Source organism: Streptomyces sp. NPDC053750 (assembly GCF_044544295.1).
Lineage (GTDB): Bacteria > Actinomycetota > Actinomycetes > Streptomycetales > Streptomycetaceae > Streptomyces.
This window is the reverse complement of the sequence record NZ_JBITXB010000002.1, coordinates 704844-720370: the sequence shown is the minus strand read 5'-3', so window position 1 is coordinate 720370 and position 15527 is coordinate 704844. Positions and strand designations below refer to the sequence as shown.

11 protein-coding genes are annotated in these 15527 nt (G+C 72.4%); 5 read left to right on the top strand and 6 right to left on the bottom strand.

Going from position 1 to position 15527, the window contains the following annotated elements:
• The first annotated feature begins 55 nt into the window (after nucleotides 1-55).
• Genes ACIGO6_RS08675 through ACIGO6_RS08660 form a run of 4 tightly spaced genes read left to right on the top strand, consistent with a single transcriptional unit; the run spans nucleotide 56 to nucleotide 6207 of the window.
• The gene (locus tag ACIGO6_RS08675; RefSeq protein ID WP_399873178.1) at nucleotides 56-1777 is read left to right on the top strand and encodes a hypothetical protein; all 1722 of its coding nucleotides are present in this window, start codon (nucleotides 56-58) and stop codon (nucleotides 1775-1777) included.
• Nucleotides 1774-3180 (top strand): glycoside hydrolase family 28 protein, encoded by a 1407-nt coding sequence (locus ACIGO6_RS08670; RefSeq protein ID WP_399873175.1) that lies wholly within the window; start codon nucleotides 1774-1776, stop codon nucleotides 3178-3180. The genes ACIGO6_RS08675 and ACIGO6_RS08670 overlap by 4 nt, the downstream gene beginning before the upstream one ends.
• Nucleotides 3180-4526 (top strand): glycoside hydrolase family 28 protein, encoded by a 1347-nt coding sequence (locus ACIGO6_RS08665; protein ID WP_399873172.1) that lies wholly within the window; start codon nucleotides 3180-3182, stop codon nucleotides 4524-4526. The genes ACIGO6_RS08670 and ACIGO6_RS08665 overlap by 1 nt, the downstream gene beginning before the upstream one ends.
• Entirely contained in the window at nucleotides 4507-6207 is a 1701-nt protein-coding gene (locus ACIGO6_RS08660; RefSeq protein WP_399873169.1) for an acyltransferase, read from the top strand. Before ACIGO6_RS08665 ends, ACIGO6_RS08660 begins: the two co-directional genes overlap by 20 nt.
• On the opposite strand, the gene ACIGO6_RS08655 is transcribed toward ACIGO6_RS08660, so the two are convergent.
• Nucleotides 6153-8213 (bottom strand): hypothetical protein, encoded by a 2061-nt coding sequence (locus ACIGO6_RS08655; RefSeq protein WP_399873166.1) that lies wholly within the window; start codon nucleotides 8211-8213, stop codon nucleotides 6153-6155. The two genes, ACIGO6_RS08660 and ACIGO6_RS08655, sit on opposite strands and share 55 nt — an antisense overlap.
• A 152-nt stretch (nucleotides 8214-8365) precedes the next feature.
• On the opposite strand from ACIGO6_RS08655, the gene ACIGO6_RS08650 reads away from it, so the two are divergent.
• A complete protein-coding gene (locus tag ACIGO6_RS08650) occupies nucleotides 8366-9859 on the top strand; it encodes an ABC transporter substrate-binding protein (RefSeq protein ID WP_399873164.1) in 1494 nt (497 codons plus the stop codon).
• 1 nt (nucleotide 9860) lies between these two features.
• On the opposite strand, the gene ACIGO6_RS08645 is transcribed toward ACIGO6_RS08650, so the two are convergent.
• From ACIGO6_RS08645 to ACIGO6_RS08625, 5 genes are read right to left on the bottom strand one after another with little or no spacing between them, the layout of a single operon-like run.
• Nucleotides 9861-10841 (bottom strand): DUF5605 domain-containing protein, encoded by a 981-nt coding sequence (locus tag ACIGO6_RS08645; protein WP_399873161.1) that lies wholly within the window; start codon nucleotides 10839-10841, stop codon nucleotides 9861-9863.
• 14 nt (nucleotides 10842-10855) lie between these two features.
• On the bottom strand, nucleotides 10856-12280 hold the full coding sequence (locus ACIGO6_RS08640) for a DUF5060 domain-containing protein (protein WP_399873159.1): 1425 nt from the start codon (nucleotides 12278-12280) through the stop codon (nucleotides 10856-10858).
• Nucleotides 12277-13404: an exo-alpha-sialidase gene (locus ACIGO6_RS08635; RefSeq protein ID WP_399873156.1), complete on the bottom strand. Its 1128-nt coding sequence runs from the start codon at nucleotides 13402-13404 to the stop codon at nucleotides 12277-12279. Before ACIGO6_RS08635 ends, ACIGO6_RS08640 begins: the two co-directional genes overlap by 4 nt.
• Complete coding sequence (locus ACIGO6_RS08630; RefSeq protein WP_399873153.1) at nucleotides 13401-14462, bottom strand: ABC transporter ATP-binding protein; 1062 nt, start codon at nucleotides 14460-14462, stop codon at nucleotides 13401-13403. The genes ACIGO6_RS08635 and ACIGO6_RS08630 overlap by 4 nt, the downstream gene beginning before the upstream one ends.
• Nucleotides 14459-15523 (bottom strand): ABC transporter ATP-binding protein, encoded by a 1065-nt coding sequence (locus tag ACIGO6_RS08625; RefSeq protein WP_399873150.1) that lies wholly within the window; start codon nucleotides 15521-15523, stop codon nucleotides 14459-14461. Before ACIGO6_RS08625 ends, ACIGO6_RS08630 begins: the two co-directional genes overlap by 4 nt.
• Nucleotides 15524-15527: the final 4 nt, after the last annotated feature.

The following is a 15527-nucleotide window of genomic DNA, read 5'->3' as shown; positions in this document are numbered from 1 at the left end:
TCTGGTCGTTCGCCCGCATCACTGCTCCTTCGGACTCCGAGACGGCGTGACATACATGACTGGCATACCAGCCACCCTCCTTCTGGAAGAACGAGCCGCGCTGGCGATGAACGCGGTCGCCGGCCTGGCCGACGACGACCTCGACGGCATCCCCTTCTTCGGCGCCGACCTCCTCGCCGACCCCGCCGAACTGCGCCACGGCGACTGGGACTACGGATCGAGCCACGGCCGGCTCACCGACGCCTGCGTCCTGGCCCGCCACATGACCGGCGACTCGTCGTGGACCGACGTCGAGGCGGGGTACAAGAAGACGCTGCTCGCCCTCATCGGCGAGGACGGGCTCACCCGGCGGCGGAGCCATCCGCGCGGGCACTGGGAGCCCCACGCCAACCTCATCGACCAGCGCGCCACCCTGCTCGCCCTGACCAGCTGGTACCAGGACAGCGGCGACAAGGAGGCGGGCGCGGCGGCCGACCGGCTGGTGGCCGCGCTGCACCGGATCGCGGTCAAGGAGCGCGACGTCTGGTACTTCCCCGCGTCGGAGTACACGGACCGCGGCTGGCCGTCGGCGAACGCGGTGCAGTTGCACCTGGCGCCCGACCCGGCCTCGTTCTGCGGACGGCTCATCATGCCGCTGCTGCGCTGGCACTGGCTGACCGGCAACGAACAGGCGTGGGAGCTGTGCGGCTGGTTCACCCGGCTGATCACCGAGTACAGCGGTGTGTTCCTGCCCGACGGCTCGTTCAACCCGGCGCTCGCCTACCGCAGCGGGCACTTCCACACCCGTCTCGGCACGCTGGACGGGCTCGCCAAGTACGCGGTGGCCTCGGGCGACCACGCGCTGACCGAGTTCGTGCGCCGCAGCTTCGACTGGGCGCTAGGCCAGTGCACCGCCTTCGGCTGGACGCCGGGAGACCTGGCCGGTCAGCGGTTCGAGCACGAGACCTGCTCCCTCGTCGACCTCATCGCCATCGCCGGTACCCTCGCCGGGGCGGGCCACGGCGCCTACTGGACGGTCCTGGAACGGTTCCTGCGCGGCCACCTCACATCCGCACAGCTCCAGGACGTCTCCTGGGTCCGCTCGGCACCCGACCGCGGAGCCGACGAACCTGGCTGGCTCACACGCCACCGGGTCGGCGAACGGGTCCGCGGCGCGTTCGCCGGATACGGCGCCCCCAACGACTACGTGTCGGACTCCGTGCTGGGCCGGGGCCACACCGCGGACGTGCAGGCCTGCTGCGTGGGTTCGGGGGTGCGCGGCCTGTTCACCGGCTGGACCCTCGCGGTGACGGGCGACGAGCGGCTCATCCGGGTCAACCTGCTGCTCAACCGTGGCAGCAGGTTCGTGAACGTCCTCAGCCACCTCCCCCACACCGGACGCGTCGACCTCGACATCCGCCAGGACTGCCGCGAGCTGCGCCTGCGCGTACCGGAGTGGGCCGGGTACGCCCACCTGCGCGTCACCCGCACCGCCCCCGGCCGCCCCGAGCGCACCCACCACGGGAGCGAGGTGGGCCTGTGGGCGCCGGACGGCACGCTGAGCGTCGCCGCACCGCGCGCCGGCGAGCGTGTCACCGTCACGTTCCCCCTCCCTGAAACCGTCACGGACGAGAGCGCCGCCGGACGCGACTACCGCGTGCGCTGGCGGGGCGACGACGTCATCGGCATCGAACCGGAAGGCAGGATCCGTCCCATGTACCCGACCCGTACCCCCGCTCCGCAGGCACCCCTGCGCGAGCACACCCTTCAGGTGCCCGCCGAGGAGTGGTCCTGGTGAGCGCCCCGGGCCGCAGGGCCTTCCTCGCCGCGGCGGGCGTCGCCGCGGCCGGTGTCGCGGGCAGCCCGGCCGCGCACGCGGCAGAGCCCGGCGTGACCGGTGCGCAGCGCCGGGCCGCCCGGATCCTCGCCGGGGTGCGCGCCCCGCGCTTCCCCCGCCGCCGTGTCCTGATCACCGACCACGGCGCCGTCGGCGACGGCGAGCACGACTGCACACAGGCCATCCGCTCGGCCGTCGAGGCGTGTGCGCGGGCGGGCGGCGGCCATGTGGTCGTACCGCCCGGGGAGTGGCTGACCGGCGCCATCCACCTGCGCGACCGGATCGACCTCCACCTGGAGGAGGGTGCCACCCTGCGGTTTCGCCAGGATCCGGCCGCCTATCTGCCGGCCGTCCACACCCGCTACGAGGGCATCGAGTGCTACAACTACTCGCCCTTCGTGTACGCGTACGACTGCCACACCGTGGCGCTCACCGGACGCGGCACCCTGGACGGACAGGCCGACGCGACCCACTGGTGGCACTGGACGAAGGGGGTCGACGGCGGACCCGCGCCGCAGACCCCCGACATCCAGCAGCTGATCGCCTGGGGGGAGGCGGGCGTGCCGGTGGCCGAGCGGAAGTTCGGCGCGGGGCACCATCTGCGGCCGAACATGATCCAGTTCTACCGCTGCCGTGACGTGCTCATCGAAGGCGTCACCGTGCGCAACTCCCCCATGTGGAACATCCATCCGGTGCTGTGCCGCAACGTCACCGTCCGCGGCGTCACCGTGGACAGCCCGGTCGGCCCCAACAACGACGGCTGCAACCCCGAGTCCTGCTCCTACGTCCTCATCCAGGACTGCGTGTTCGACACGGGCGACGACTGCATCGCGTTCAAGGCGGGCAAGAACGCGGACGGACGGCGCGTCGGGGTGCCCATGGAGCACGCCCTGGTCGAGCGGTGCGAGATGGCGGACGGACACGGCGGGGTCACCATCGGCAGCGAGACCTCCGGCGGCGTCCGCGACATCGTCGCCCGGCACTGCCGCATGGACAGCCCGAACCTGGACCGGGCCATCCGCATCAAGTCCAGTCCGATGCGCGGCGGTTACGTACGCGACGTCCTCTGCCACGACATCACGGTCGGCGAGGTCGGAGAGGCGGTCGTGGAGATCGCGCTGAACTACGAACGCCTGGAAAGCGGCGACTTCTACCCCGACGTGCGCGGCATCGAGGTGCACCGGCTCACCACGCGCTCGGGGCCGCGTGCCTGGACGTTCATCGGCAACGACGCCAACCCGATTCGCGACGTGCTGCTGAGCGACTGCTCCTTCGACGGCATGACGGGCCCGAACGAGCAGCGCAACATCGAGGGCCTGGTCCTGCGCCGCGTCACCATCAACGGCGAGGAGGTCTCGGCCTGATGGCAGCGCCGGACAGACCGGGCCCGGCGTCGGCCGCCGATCCCTGGAGCGAGGCCGACGCCGTCGTCGCCCGTGTCGTGCCGCCCCGTTTCCCCGACCGCACCTTCCCCGTGACCCGGTTCGGGGCGCGCGGCGACGCCCGGACCGACTGCACCCTCGCCCTGCGCCGCGCCGTCGTCGCCTGCCACACGGCGGGCGGCGGGCGGGTCACCGTGCCGCCGGGCATCTTCCTCACCGGCCCCGTCCGGCTGCTCAGCCATGTCGAGCTGCACCTCGAAGAGGGCGCCACGCTGCGCTTCAGCCAGAACCCGGCCGACTACCTCCCGCCCGTGCTCACCCGCTTCCAGGGCGTCGAGTGCTACGGCTACTCGCCGCTCGTCTACGCCCTCGACGAACGCGACATCGCGGTGACCGGCCGCGGAGTGCTGGACGGCCAGGCCGACGAGGAGCACTGGTGGCCGTGGTCCGGGCAGGCGGAGTTCGGCTGGCGCCCGGGTATCCGGCACCAGGAGGAGGACTGGCCGCAGCTGTGGCGGCAGGCGGAGGACGGTGACCCGGTCGAGCGGCGGGTGTATGCCGACGGCCGGCGCTTCCGCCCCAACTTCATCGAGTTCCAGCGGTGCCGCGGCGTCCTCGTCGAGGGAGTGACGATCATCCGCTCCCCGATGTGGGAGATCCACCCGGTGCTGTGCAGCAACGTCCTCGTCCAGGACGTCACCATCGACAGCATCGGGCCCAACAACGACGGGATCGACCCCGAGTCCTGCCGCGACGTGGTGATCCGGCGCTGCGACATCACCGCGGGGGACGACTGCATCGCCATCAAGTCGGGACGGGAGGCCGACGGGCGCCGGGTCGCGACGCCCAGCGAGAACATCGTCATCGAGGACTGCGCGCTGCGCCACCGCTACGGGGCCGTCACCCTGGGCAGCGACATGACCGGAGGCATCCGGAACGTGTACGTGCGCCGCTGCCTCATCGGCGGCCCCGGACTCTACTTCGGCCTCTACATCAAGACCAACTCGGTGCGCGGCGGCTTCGCCGAGAACATCCACCTGGCGGACCTGACGGTCACCCACCTGACCAAGGAGTTCATCACCTGCGACTTCCACCGGGGCGAAGGTGACACCGGCGCGTTCCCGCCACGGGTGGGCGGCATCAGCGTCAGTCGTGCCACGGTGGACCGGGCGCGCCGGGCCGTCCTGGCGCGTGGGTACGCGCATGCGCCGATCCGGGAACTGCGCCTCGAGGACTGCCACTTCGGCATCCTGACGGACGCGGACGTCGTCGAGTGCGTGGACGGATTCGTGAGGGAGAAGGTGACCGGTGGGTTCGGTGGAGGGTGAGACGAGGCCCGGGCGGTTCGACTACTGCCCGTGGGAGTTCTGGAGCGGGAGCGACGAGGAGCAGCGTGCCGCGCAACTGGCGTACCAGGCAGGGCTGGTGGAGGAGATCCGGGCGGGCGGGGGCTCGGCCGGGTTCGGGGAGCGGGTGTTCGTGTCGCCGTGGGCGGGCGTCCAGGCCGACACGCTGCTGTTGGGCGACCGCTCGTACATCGGCGCCCACGCCGTGGTCACCGACGAGGTGCGCATGGGCCGCAACTGCACCCTCAATCCCTTCTCCACGGCACGCGGCCGGGTGACGGCGGGTGACGGCGTCCGCGTGGGCGCCCACACCTCGCTGCTCGGCTTCAACCACGGCTTCGAGCCCGGGGAACCGGTCCACCGCCAGCCCCTCACCTCGAAGGGCATCGTCATCGGCGACGACGTGTGGATCGGCTCCCACGTCGTCGTCGTGGACGGGGTGACCATCGGCGACCACTGTGTCGTCGGGGCGGGCGCGGTCGTCACCAAGGACCTGCCCGCCTGGTCGGTGGCGGCGGGCAATCCGGCACGCCGCCTCAAGGACAGGCGGGACGCGGCTCCGCAGCGCTCGCCGGGCGGCGCTCCCCGGCCGGGGGGCAGCCTCGACGGCCGGCTCGAACGCTTCGCACGGCGCGCCCGCGAGCAGGCGGGCGACGTGCTCGAACGCTGCCGCACGGGCGACGCGTGGACCGACCGGCCCGGTGTCCCGCCCACCGTGCGCGCGACGTGCGACGCCGTGGAGATCGCGGCGCTGCTGCTGGGCGGGCCGCCGCCCGGTGCGGACGGCGCCGGACTCGTCGAGCGCCTGCGCGGGTGGCAGGACCCCGCGACGGGTCTGGTGCCCGAGTTCGGATGCGAGGCGCCCGGCCTCGACGACGACGCCGCGCTGTACCACATCCTCAGCGTCGGTTACGCGCTCGACCTGCTCGGCTCGCGCTTCGCGCACCCGGTGCGGGCGGTCACCGAGCTGCCGGCCGCGCAGCTGGTGGAGCGCCTGGACGGCCTGCCGTGGTCCACGCGGGCGTGGCGCAGCGGGCACTGGGTGGACGGGGTCGCGACCGCGCTCCACTTCGCCTCCGCCGACTCGCCGGACTCCCCCGCCTCCCCCGCCTCCTCGCCCCAGGTCGAGGCGCTGTTCGGATGGCTGCTGACGCGGGCCGATCCGGGGCACGGCCTGTGGGGCGCCCCGGATGCGAAGGAGGGCTGGCGGCAGCCCGTGAACGGCTTCTACCGGACGGTGCGCGGCTCGTTCGCGCAGTTCGGGCTTCCCGTGCCGTATCCGGAGCGGACCGTGGACACGGTACTCACGCACAGCCGGAACCCGGCGTGGTTCGGCCCGGACCGGGGCACGGCCTGTGACGTCCTCGACGTCATCCATCCGCTGTGGCTGTGCGCCCGGCGCACGGAGCACCGTCTCACCGAGGGCCGGGACTGGGCACGGGGACAGCTGGAGCGGGTCCTCGGCCGGTGGCAGGACGGGGCGGGGTTCTCCTTCGCGCTGGAGCCGGGCGACCGCCCGGACCGCGTCGCGGGGCTCCAGAGCACGGAGATGTGGCTGGCCGTCACCTGGCTCCTCGCCGACCACCTCGGGGCCGGCGAGGCGCTCGGCTACCGCCCCCGGGGCGTGCACCGGCCCGAGCCCGCCCGCACGGGCGTCGCCTGACCGGCCGGGTCGGCCCGCATGCGCAGGGCCTGGGACAGCACCTGGGCCGTCACCCAGGACGGGTTCCAGGTGTTGCTGGTTCCCCGCTCCTGCCAGTTGGTGGGGAAGAACCCCTCCGCCTGCTCACCGGTTTCGGCGAAGCCCCACTCCCCCGGACGGGTGCAGATGCCCTGCCCGAAGGCGTTCAGGACCAGCTCGCCCAGCTCGCGGTAGACGGGCCGGCCCACCAGGTCCCCGAGCCGGGCGAGCTCGTACGCCGGGAAGAACACGTCGACGTGGTGGTTCTGGACGCTGACTCCGGGCCAGCCGGTGGTGGCGAACCTGCCGTCCCGGAAGGGCGGGTCCCACTGGTAGACCCAGGTGAGCAGCCAGTCGGCCGCTTCCTGGGCCCGGGCCGCCCAGCGCTTCTTGCCGGTGAGCAGCAGGAGCTCGTACGCGCACAGGAAGTACGCGATGCCGCCCTCCTTGTCCTCGCAGGCCGCGTCGAGGGTGGCGCGCGCGAAGGGCGTCGCGTAGTCGTGGGCGAACCGCTGGTGGTACTCCTCCACGAGGGCCTCGGCCCTGCGGAGCAGGTCCCGCTCCCCGGTAACACGGAACGCCTTCAGCACGGCCAGCACGCAGGGCAGTCCGGCCGTCCCCGGCTCGCCGGCCAGGCGGGAGCCGTCCAGGCGCCAGCCGAACGGCGGTGGGCCGTCGTCGCAGGCCGCCCTCACTCCTTCGACGAGCGCCCGCACCCATCCGTACGGGACGGCGTGTCCGTGTCCGCGGAACAGGTCGATGACGTCGGCCAGGTCGCACAGGGTGTCGCCGAGGGCGCGGGCCGAGACGAACGGCCCGTCCTCCCCGGTGAAACCGGACCAGGTCCGGTCCTCGGTGGCGTAGAAGCTCAGGCGCAGGCCGGGGGCTTTGGGGACGGTGCTGCCCGCGAGGTAGAAGTTGACCGCCCGGCGGCAGTGTTCGACGCGCCAGGTCTCGCCGTGCTCGAGGCCGATGCGCGCGTCGCACCATGCGAGTTTGAGGCACTGTCCGGTCCATCCGTACATGAATCCGGCGGTGTGGCCGGTGCCGGTGAACTTCAGGTAGCCGGCGACGTCCTCGCGGTCGTGCCGGCGCCGGTCGAGGGCGGCCGTCTTGAGCCGCACGATCTCGTCCAGTGACAGGGGGCTCGCGCCGCGTGGCCGGTACAGGCCCAGACCCCGGTGCACGAGCGCCCGGAAGCCGTGCCCCGGGCGTGCGGGGCGTCCCCAGTCCAGGGCGTGGTGGCTGCGGAACTCGGCGCCCGGAAGGAGGTCGAGGTATCCCCCGGCGTAGGGCGCGGTGCGTCCCTTGTGCACGTAGGCCGTGTCGGGTCGTCCGTTGAACAGCAGCGCGCCGCTGAGGCCCAGCAGGGTGACGCCGGTGGTGTCGTGGGTCGCACCGAGGGAGCCCGGTCCGGGCCGGGCGGCGTAGAGGGTGGCGTACCGGGGCTCCTTGTCGGTGCTCCACTCCGCGTGGGCGCAGGGCACGGGCAGCCGGTGCTCCTCGACGACGAGGCCGCCGCCCGGGCCCGCGGCGAGGCGCGGCACGGTGCGTGCCGGGTCGGCCGAGGGGTTGCCCCGGTACAGGACCTGGGGCAGGGTGACCGCTTCGGGGGCACGGGCCGGCAACGGGAGCGCGATCCCCAGCACGGCGTCGGTGCGGGCGGCGCCGCCCGCGTTGCGCCAGGTGGTCCGCAGGTGCAGCAGGTCCCCGGCGAAGGCCAGGTCCAGGAGCACCTCCAGTCCGGGCAGGCCGGCGAGGGTGCAGTGCGCCCGGATGCCGTCCTCGGTGCGCGTGAACGAGCAGGTGCGCACGCCGGGACGGGTCGGAGCCCAGGGCCGCCCGGTGGACGCGACGAACAGGTCGTCCAGTGCGACCCGCAGGAGGGTGACGCCCTCGGGCGCGTGGTGTCCGAGGACCAGGCGCGGCGCGCCGCGGCCCTCCCGGGTGAACTCTGCGAACCTGTCTCCGCCACCGATTCGGAACATTTACAACTCCCAACTCTGTAGCGAGTGTTGACCGCACGAGAGGTCAGCGGAACCATTGTGGCATTCGGCTGGCATACCAGTGGCGTTCCGTCATGGATTTCCTGCCCGCGACAGCCGGCGATCCTCCCCCTCCGAGAGAGAGGCACACCCGTATGACCGCACACCCGAAGGACAGCGAACCGCAGCCGTCGCCCGCCCCGAGCCGCCGGAAGTTCGTCGCCGCCTCGGCAGCGGTGGGCGCGGCGGCACTGACCGGCGCGTCACTCGCCGCGCCCGCTCCCGCTCAGGCACGCACCGCGACCGGGCGGGCGACGGCGGCCCGGTCGGCGGGGGCCGTGTGCACCACCATCCCCAACAGGTACGACGAGCCGTTCGAGGTCTGCGACGACGAACTGTTCGTCTTCATGGCCAACTACAAGCCGTTCGAGAACCCCGGCTTCTTCGACAAGGTCGTCGGGGACGCTCTGCGCGCCGCCTTCCCCGGCCTCAAGATCAAGGCCACGGCCTGGGACATGCCGATCCGCTACGAGGATCTCGACAAAGCCGGCGTCGTGCCCGACCTCATCATCGAGGACCCCCGGCGGCGCATCGACCGCGACCTGGAACCGCGCGGCTGGCTGCGCGACCTCACCGACGAGATCCGCACCGCCGGCATCGACCTCGGCTCGCTCAACCAGGCCGCCGTCGAGCAGGTCAGAGCCCGCTCGGACGGCGGGCTGTACGGTGTGCCGCTGTTCGTCGACGAGTTCGTACTGTTCCACAACAAGAAGATCTTCGACATGAAGGGACTGAGGCCGCCGGCGAACGGTGTCACGTACGACGAGGCGTTCCGCCTCGCCAAGAAGCTGACCTTCGAGCGGGACCTGGTCGCCTACAAGGGCTACCTGCAGCACCCGGACCTCTACCTGGAGTTCAACCAGCTGGGGCTGTACCCGTTCGTCCCGGGAACGAGCGAGTCCCCGGCGCCCGAGGACATCGAGGTGGACATCACCTCGGCGGGCTGGCAGCGTCTCGGCAGCAACATGGAGCGCTTCCTGCTGCACCCCCACAACATCTTCACCAGCGTCGACGAGTACTTCACGAAGGGGTCCGTGGCGATGGCCGTGGACAGCCTCTGGAAGCTGAACGCCTACGCCCTCAGTCCCCTGTACCTCCAGGAGGACGACGCCGCCGAATGGCGCGAGATGGCCAAGAAGATCGAGCTGGGCGTCACCTCGGTACCGGTACTGGGCAGGGGCGAGAACGCCGTGTACCAGCCCAACACCATGGCCGCGTTCCTGCCCCCGCAGTCGAAGAAGAAGGCGCAGGCCCTCCAGGTCCTCAAGTGGCTGGTGTCGCAGGAGGCCCAGGTCGAGCTCTCCCGGCACGGCATGAAGCCCGCGCTGCGCTCCCGCGCCGTCGAGGCGGCCTTCGGTGCCGCGATCCCGGAGCTGAAGGGGATCGACACCTCGGGCGTCTTCTGGGGGGACAACGCCGTCGTCACGGACTACCGGAACACCGAGTACTGGGACCTTCCCCTGTACATGGTCTTCCGGCAGCACGTGCTGAAGGACGGCCTGCGGGTGTCGTCCGCGCTGGAGGTCACCGAGAAGGTCGACATCCCGGCGTACATCAAGTCGCAGGTCGAGCGGGGATTCGACTGGTGACTCACCGCCTGCGGAGCCGTATCGCGAGGTACGGCTCCGCAGGCAGCTCGACGACGGCGCCGGTGCCGGTGCCGGTGGCGCACGCGTCGTCCAGCGCCCGGACCGTCATGTTCCAGGTGTCGAGGACCTCCACCCGCCAGGTCCCTTCGGGCAGGTCGAAGGGACGGCGGGGGTAGCGGTGCGGGCCCAGGTACTGCAGGACGTGGCCGGGCGCCTCCAGCGTCGAGGCGTCGTACGTCTGAGGGGTGTGCGCGAGGTCGGGCGGGGCGGCGTCCAGCACCGCGCGCAGGAAGGCGACACGCGCGACCGCGGTGCCGTCCAGGCGCCCGCCGCCCGCGCTCCAGGGACGCGGGCCCCACGACTCGGCGTGTGCGGCGTAGCCGCCCCGGCACACCGCCTCCCAGATCCGGGAGACCAGTTCGGCTCCGGGCAGCGCGTGCTCGGAGTCGGCGGGGTCGTCCCCCTCGGCACCGCAGTCGTCGACGAGGACCGGCTTGCACAGGTCCTGGACGAGGCCGGACACCGCACGGGTCTGCGGGTGGCGCACGGAGGCGTGGGTGATCCAGGGCGCGCCGAAGTCGGTGTCCGGCGGGCCGTGCACGGTGAGCGGGTGGTGGCCGTGGTCGTGTTCCTGGATGTCGGTCTGCGCCTCCGGGTCGGGCGGGGCGCACCACCACACGTTGGAGTGGCCGGCGAGACGGGTGACGGTCTCGGGGATATCCCGGCCGTGCAGCATGACCTCCGCCTGCACGCCCATGGCTCCCAGCGCCCGGACCTGGTGGTCCAGCCGGTCCAGCGGGAGCGTGGCGGAGAGCAGGCGCACCTTGGTGAAGGGCGAGCCGGCCAGCGCGCGCAGGGTGTCGTCGTCGGCCTGCGGGACGCTGGTGGTCCAGGGGTGGAACGGGGTGCCGTCCGCGTACCGGAACCGGGTGCCGTGGACCCGGACGGGCCCGTGGTCGCGGGGCCGGGGGTGGTGGGTCATGTCGCCTTGGTGTGTCATGTCGCCTTCCGGATGCGCAGCGCCAGGTCCGGACGGTGGTCCAGCGGCACCCGGGCCGTACCGCCGCTCGGCCGGCCGGGCAGCGGCGTCACCGTCATGTTCCAGGTGTCGATCAGGTCGAGGGCCCAGGGACCGCCGTCCTTCGGCAGCGGCACGTCCCGGTGTCGGTGGCGCCGGTCGCCGAAGTGGACGAACACGTCGTCGGGGGACTCCTCCCACAGGCGGCGCAGGAACGCGATGCGGGGCGTGCTCTCGCCGTGCAGCCGGCCGCCCCGGGAGATCCAGGCGGAGTCGTCCTCGTCCTGCTCCGGATAGCACTCGCCGTGGCCGACGTAGGCGCCCGCTGCCATGCCGTGCCAGAACTGCCGCAGCAGCGCCCGGCCCGTCAGGTTGCCCCAGCGGCGGCCGAGGATCCCCTCGTAGCCGATCTCGTCGATCACCACCGGCTTGGCGACCCGCTCCAGCCACCTCGGGGCGAGTTCCGCGTCCCAGTGCTGGATGGACTGGTGGGTCGTCCAGGGGGTGCGGAAGTCGTAGATCCGTTCGTACTCGTACATGCGGGTGCCGTTGTGGATGGACCTCAGGTGCTGGTAGGGGTCCGAGCGCTGGACGTACTGTCCGATGCGGTTCCAGTCCTCGACCGTCTTGGCGGTGTTGAAGTCGTACTCGTTCGCGATCGACCACCACACGTTGCGGTACGCGGCGAGGCGTGCGACGACGTGGCGGACCAGGAACAGGTCCTCGTCCCGGCTCATGTCGTCGACGCCCCAGTGCCCCTGGTCGTAGGGGTGGAAGAGGATGACGTCCGCCTCGACGCCGAGGTCGCGCAGATCGCGTACCCGACGCTCGAAGTGGGCGAAGAAGGCCGGGTCGAAGCGGGTCGTGTCGAGGTCCCGCGGCCGGGGCGGGCCCGGGGTGGCGCCCGGGAAGGGGAGCCGGGGCGGGTTCATCGCGCGGGTCGGCAGCAGGCACATGCGGACCTTGTTGAAGGGGGACGCGGCGAGCGTGCGCAGCGTGTCCTCCTCCAGCTTCTCGTCCTCGTCGTGGGTCCAGTGGTAGCAGGTGGTGCCGAAGGGCAGGTACGGGGTGCCGTCCGCGTACCGGAAGGTGCGGGGCCCTGCGACCCGGACCGGGCCGTGGTTGCCGGGCCCGGGCGGCGTGCAGTGGAACCCGCCCTCCACCGCGTCCAGTTCGGGGGCGGTGGAGCGCGTGGTGTACGTCCACGCGCCCTCCCGGTCCGGCATCAACCGCACCCGGTACACGCCGTCGCCGTCGTGGAAGCCGTCGGCGGGCACCACGCGGTGGCCGTGGCGGAAGTCGGCGCCGAACTCCACGTCCCGGTAGGGGTTGCCGGTGCCCGGGCCGCCGCGCAGGGTCAGTTCGAAGGTGCCCCATCGCTCCACGGTGGCGGTGCGGGTCACGAGCGGCCCTGCCTGACCCACTCCTCGGTCACCGTCACGTGCTTGATCGTCTTGCGGAGGTAGGAGTACGCGACGTGCAGCACGCCGTCGCGCCGTCCCTGCGTGATGCACGGGTACGAGTAGCCGAACTCGGTGTCCCAGTACTCCTCGTCGGCGGTCTGCAGGTCGCGGCGCCAGGGCCAGGTGCGGCCGTCGTCGTCGGACAGCGCCAGGGTGAGCGGCGTGCGCAGCGCCTTCTTGCGGCGGCCTGCGCCCTGCCCCACCCAGCGGAACTCGCCGCGTTCCAGGCTCGCGTGGTTGTAGATCAGCGCCAGGGCGCCGCTGCGCAGCCTGGTGAGCTGCACCGCCGAGTTGTTGTTGGGCAGTTCGGTGGGGACCGCCGGGCTCCAGGTGCGGCCGGCGTCGGTGGACGCGACGGCGTGGACGCGGTCGGCCGCGCGGCTGCGCAGCAGGCCGAGCAGCGAGCCGTCCACGCGGGGCACGGCGGTGAGCTGGACCAGGTGATCGGTGCCGGCGACGTCGTACTCCTTCCAGCCGGCGCCCTCGTCCTCGCTGATCAGGACGGTGCTGTGCTCTGCGCCGCGGCGGCAGCGGTAGGCCGGCAGCAGCCAGGAACCGTCCCCGGGGTCGAAGGGCGGGTTGCGGACGAAGACGCCCGGCCCGTCGTGGGCGACCCGCGGAGGGCTCCAGGTGCGGCCGCCGTCCTGCGAGGTGCGGGTGACCAGCCGGGCCGTCGTCTGGTCGTGCGGCTCGTTCGAGGGGTGGAAGAGCCACACGGTCCCGTCTGGCCGCTGCGCGAGGACCGGGTTCTGCTCGGAGCGGTCGGGGTCGGCGGACAGCGCCACGGGAGCCGTCCAGCGGTCCGTGCCCAGCGGCAGCCGGGACAGGACGACGTTGGTGTCGCGGTCTCCCTCCTCGGGCCCGTTGAACCAGGCGCACAGCAGGTCGCCGTCGTCGAGCTCGACCAGGCTCGCGGCGTGGCTGTCGCCCGGGTGCAGGACGGGCAGCAGCGCCTCGTGGACGGCGGGGTCGTCGGCGCGGGGGCGCAGGACACCATCGAACCGCGGGTCGTGTGCCGCCGGGCCGCCCTCCGTCCGACCGCTGCCGGGTTCTTGTCCGGTCATGTTCCGTCGACTCCCTTCAGATCCAGTTCTCCGGCGAAGTGGCAGGCCGCGGTCCGGCCCGGGGCGAGCTGCCGCAGGGCCGGCACCTCGGTACGGCAGCGGTCGCGCGCGTAGGCGCAGCGCGGGTGGAACGGGCAGCCCGGGGGCACGTTGGAGGCGTCGGCCACCTCGCCGCGCAGCACCACGCGCTCCCGGCGCCGGGCGCGCGGGTCGGGGTCGGGCACGGCGGACAGCAGCGCCTCGGTGTAGGGGTGCAAGGGCTGCCCGTACAGGTCGGCGGTCGCGCCGGTCTCCACGACCCGGCCCACGTACATGACCGCGATCTCGTCGGCCATGTACTCCACGACACCCAGGTCGTGCGAGATGAACAGGTACGTCAGGTCGGACTCCTCCTGGAGGTCTTTCAGCAGGTTGAGGATCTGGGCGCGCACCGACACGTCGAGGGCGCTGACGGCCTCGTCGGCGACGACGAGGCGCGGCTCGAGCGCCAGGGCGCGGGCGATGCCGACGCGCTGGCGCTGGCCGCCGCTGAAGGCGTTCGGGTAGCGCCGCAGGTACTCCGGGCGCAGGCCGACCCGGCGCAGCAGCTCCGCGACGCGTGCCTCGGTCTCGGCGGCGCCGAGGCCCAGGTTGACGCGGAGCGGCTCGCCGACGATCTGCAGCAGCGTCATGCGCGGGTTGAGCGAGGCGAACGGGTCCTGGAAGACGAGGCGGATCTCGCTGCGGTACGGCTTGAGGGCCCGTTCGTCGAGCGTGGCGAGGTCGACCACGGTGCCGTCGGTGCGGCGGTAGGAGATCTCGCCGGAGGTCGGCGGGAAGACCCGCATCAGGCAGCGGCCCAGGGTGCTCTTGCCGCAGCCCGACTCGCCGACCAGGGCCACGGTGCGGCCGGCGGGGACGGTCAGGTCCACGCCGTCGACGGCGCGCACGTGTCCGACGGTGCGGCCCAGCATGCCGCGGCGGATGGGGAAGTGCTTGGTCAGGGCGTGCGTCCGCAGCAGCGGGTCCTGGGTGCGGGCCGCCTGCGCGGCCGGGGCGGCCGAAGGTGGCGCGGTCATGCGGAGTCCTCCTCGTACAGCAGGCAGCTCACCGCGCCGGGACGGTCCGGCTCCCGCACCGGTGACGGGACCGTCACGTCGCAGCGACCGGCCATGAACGCGTCGCAGCGCGGGTGGAAGGGGCAGCCGGACGGTCGCCGGTAGGCGTTCGGCACCATGCCCCGCACGGGTGTGAGCCGCTCACGCGATCCGGAGCCCAGTTTGGGCACGGAACCCAGCAGCGCCTTGGTGTACGGGTGGCGTGGCGCGCGGAACACGTCGTCGAGGGGACCGTCCTCGACCACCCTTCCCAGATACATCACGGCGACCCGGTCGGCCATCTGGGCGGCGACGCCGAGGTCGTGGGTGATGAGCATGACCGCCATGCCGGTCTCCTGCTGGAGGGAGCGGAGCAGGTCGAGGATCTGGGCCTGGGTGGTGACGTCGAGGGCCGTCGTCGGTTCGTCGGCGATGAGCAGCTCCGGGCCGCAGGAGAGCGCCATGGCGATCATGACACGCTGCAGCATGCCGCCGCTCATCTGGAACGGATACTCGTCGACGCGCCGCTCGGGGGCGGGGATGCCGACGCGGCGCAGCAGCTCGATGGAACGCTTCCGCGCCTCCTTCTTGTCGACGCCCTCGTGCAGCCTGACGGCTTCGCCGAGCTGGTTGCCGAGGGTGTGCATGGGGCTCATCGCGGCGATGGGCTCCTGGAAGACCATGGCGACCTTCCTGCCGCGCACGGTGCGTACGGCCGGCCCCTCGGCGGTCGCCATGTCGACGACCGTGTCGTCCGTGTGCACGCGGATGTGTCCGCCGGTGATCCTCCCCGGCTTGTCGATCAGGCGCAGGATCGAGCGGGCCATGATGCTCTTGCCGCATCCCGACTCGCCCACCACGGCGAGGACCTCGCCGCGCCGGATGGTCAGGTCGACGCCGTCCACGGCCCGGACCAGGCCGTCGTCCGTCCGGAACTGCGTGTGCAGGCCCTCCACTTCGAGGAGCGGGCGGTCGGCGACGGAGGTGCCGACCTTGGTGAGACCGGGCCGCTGACCGCCGCCCGCGCTGTCCACTGGGTCCACGCGA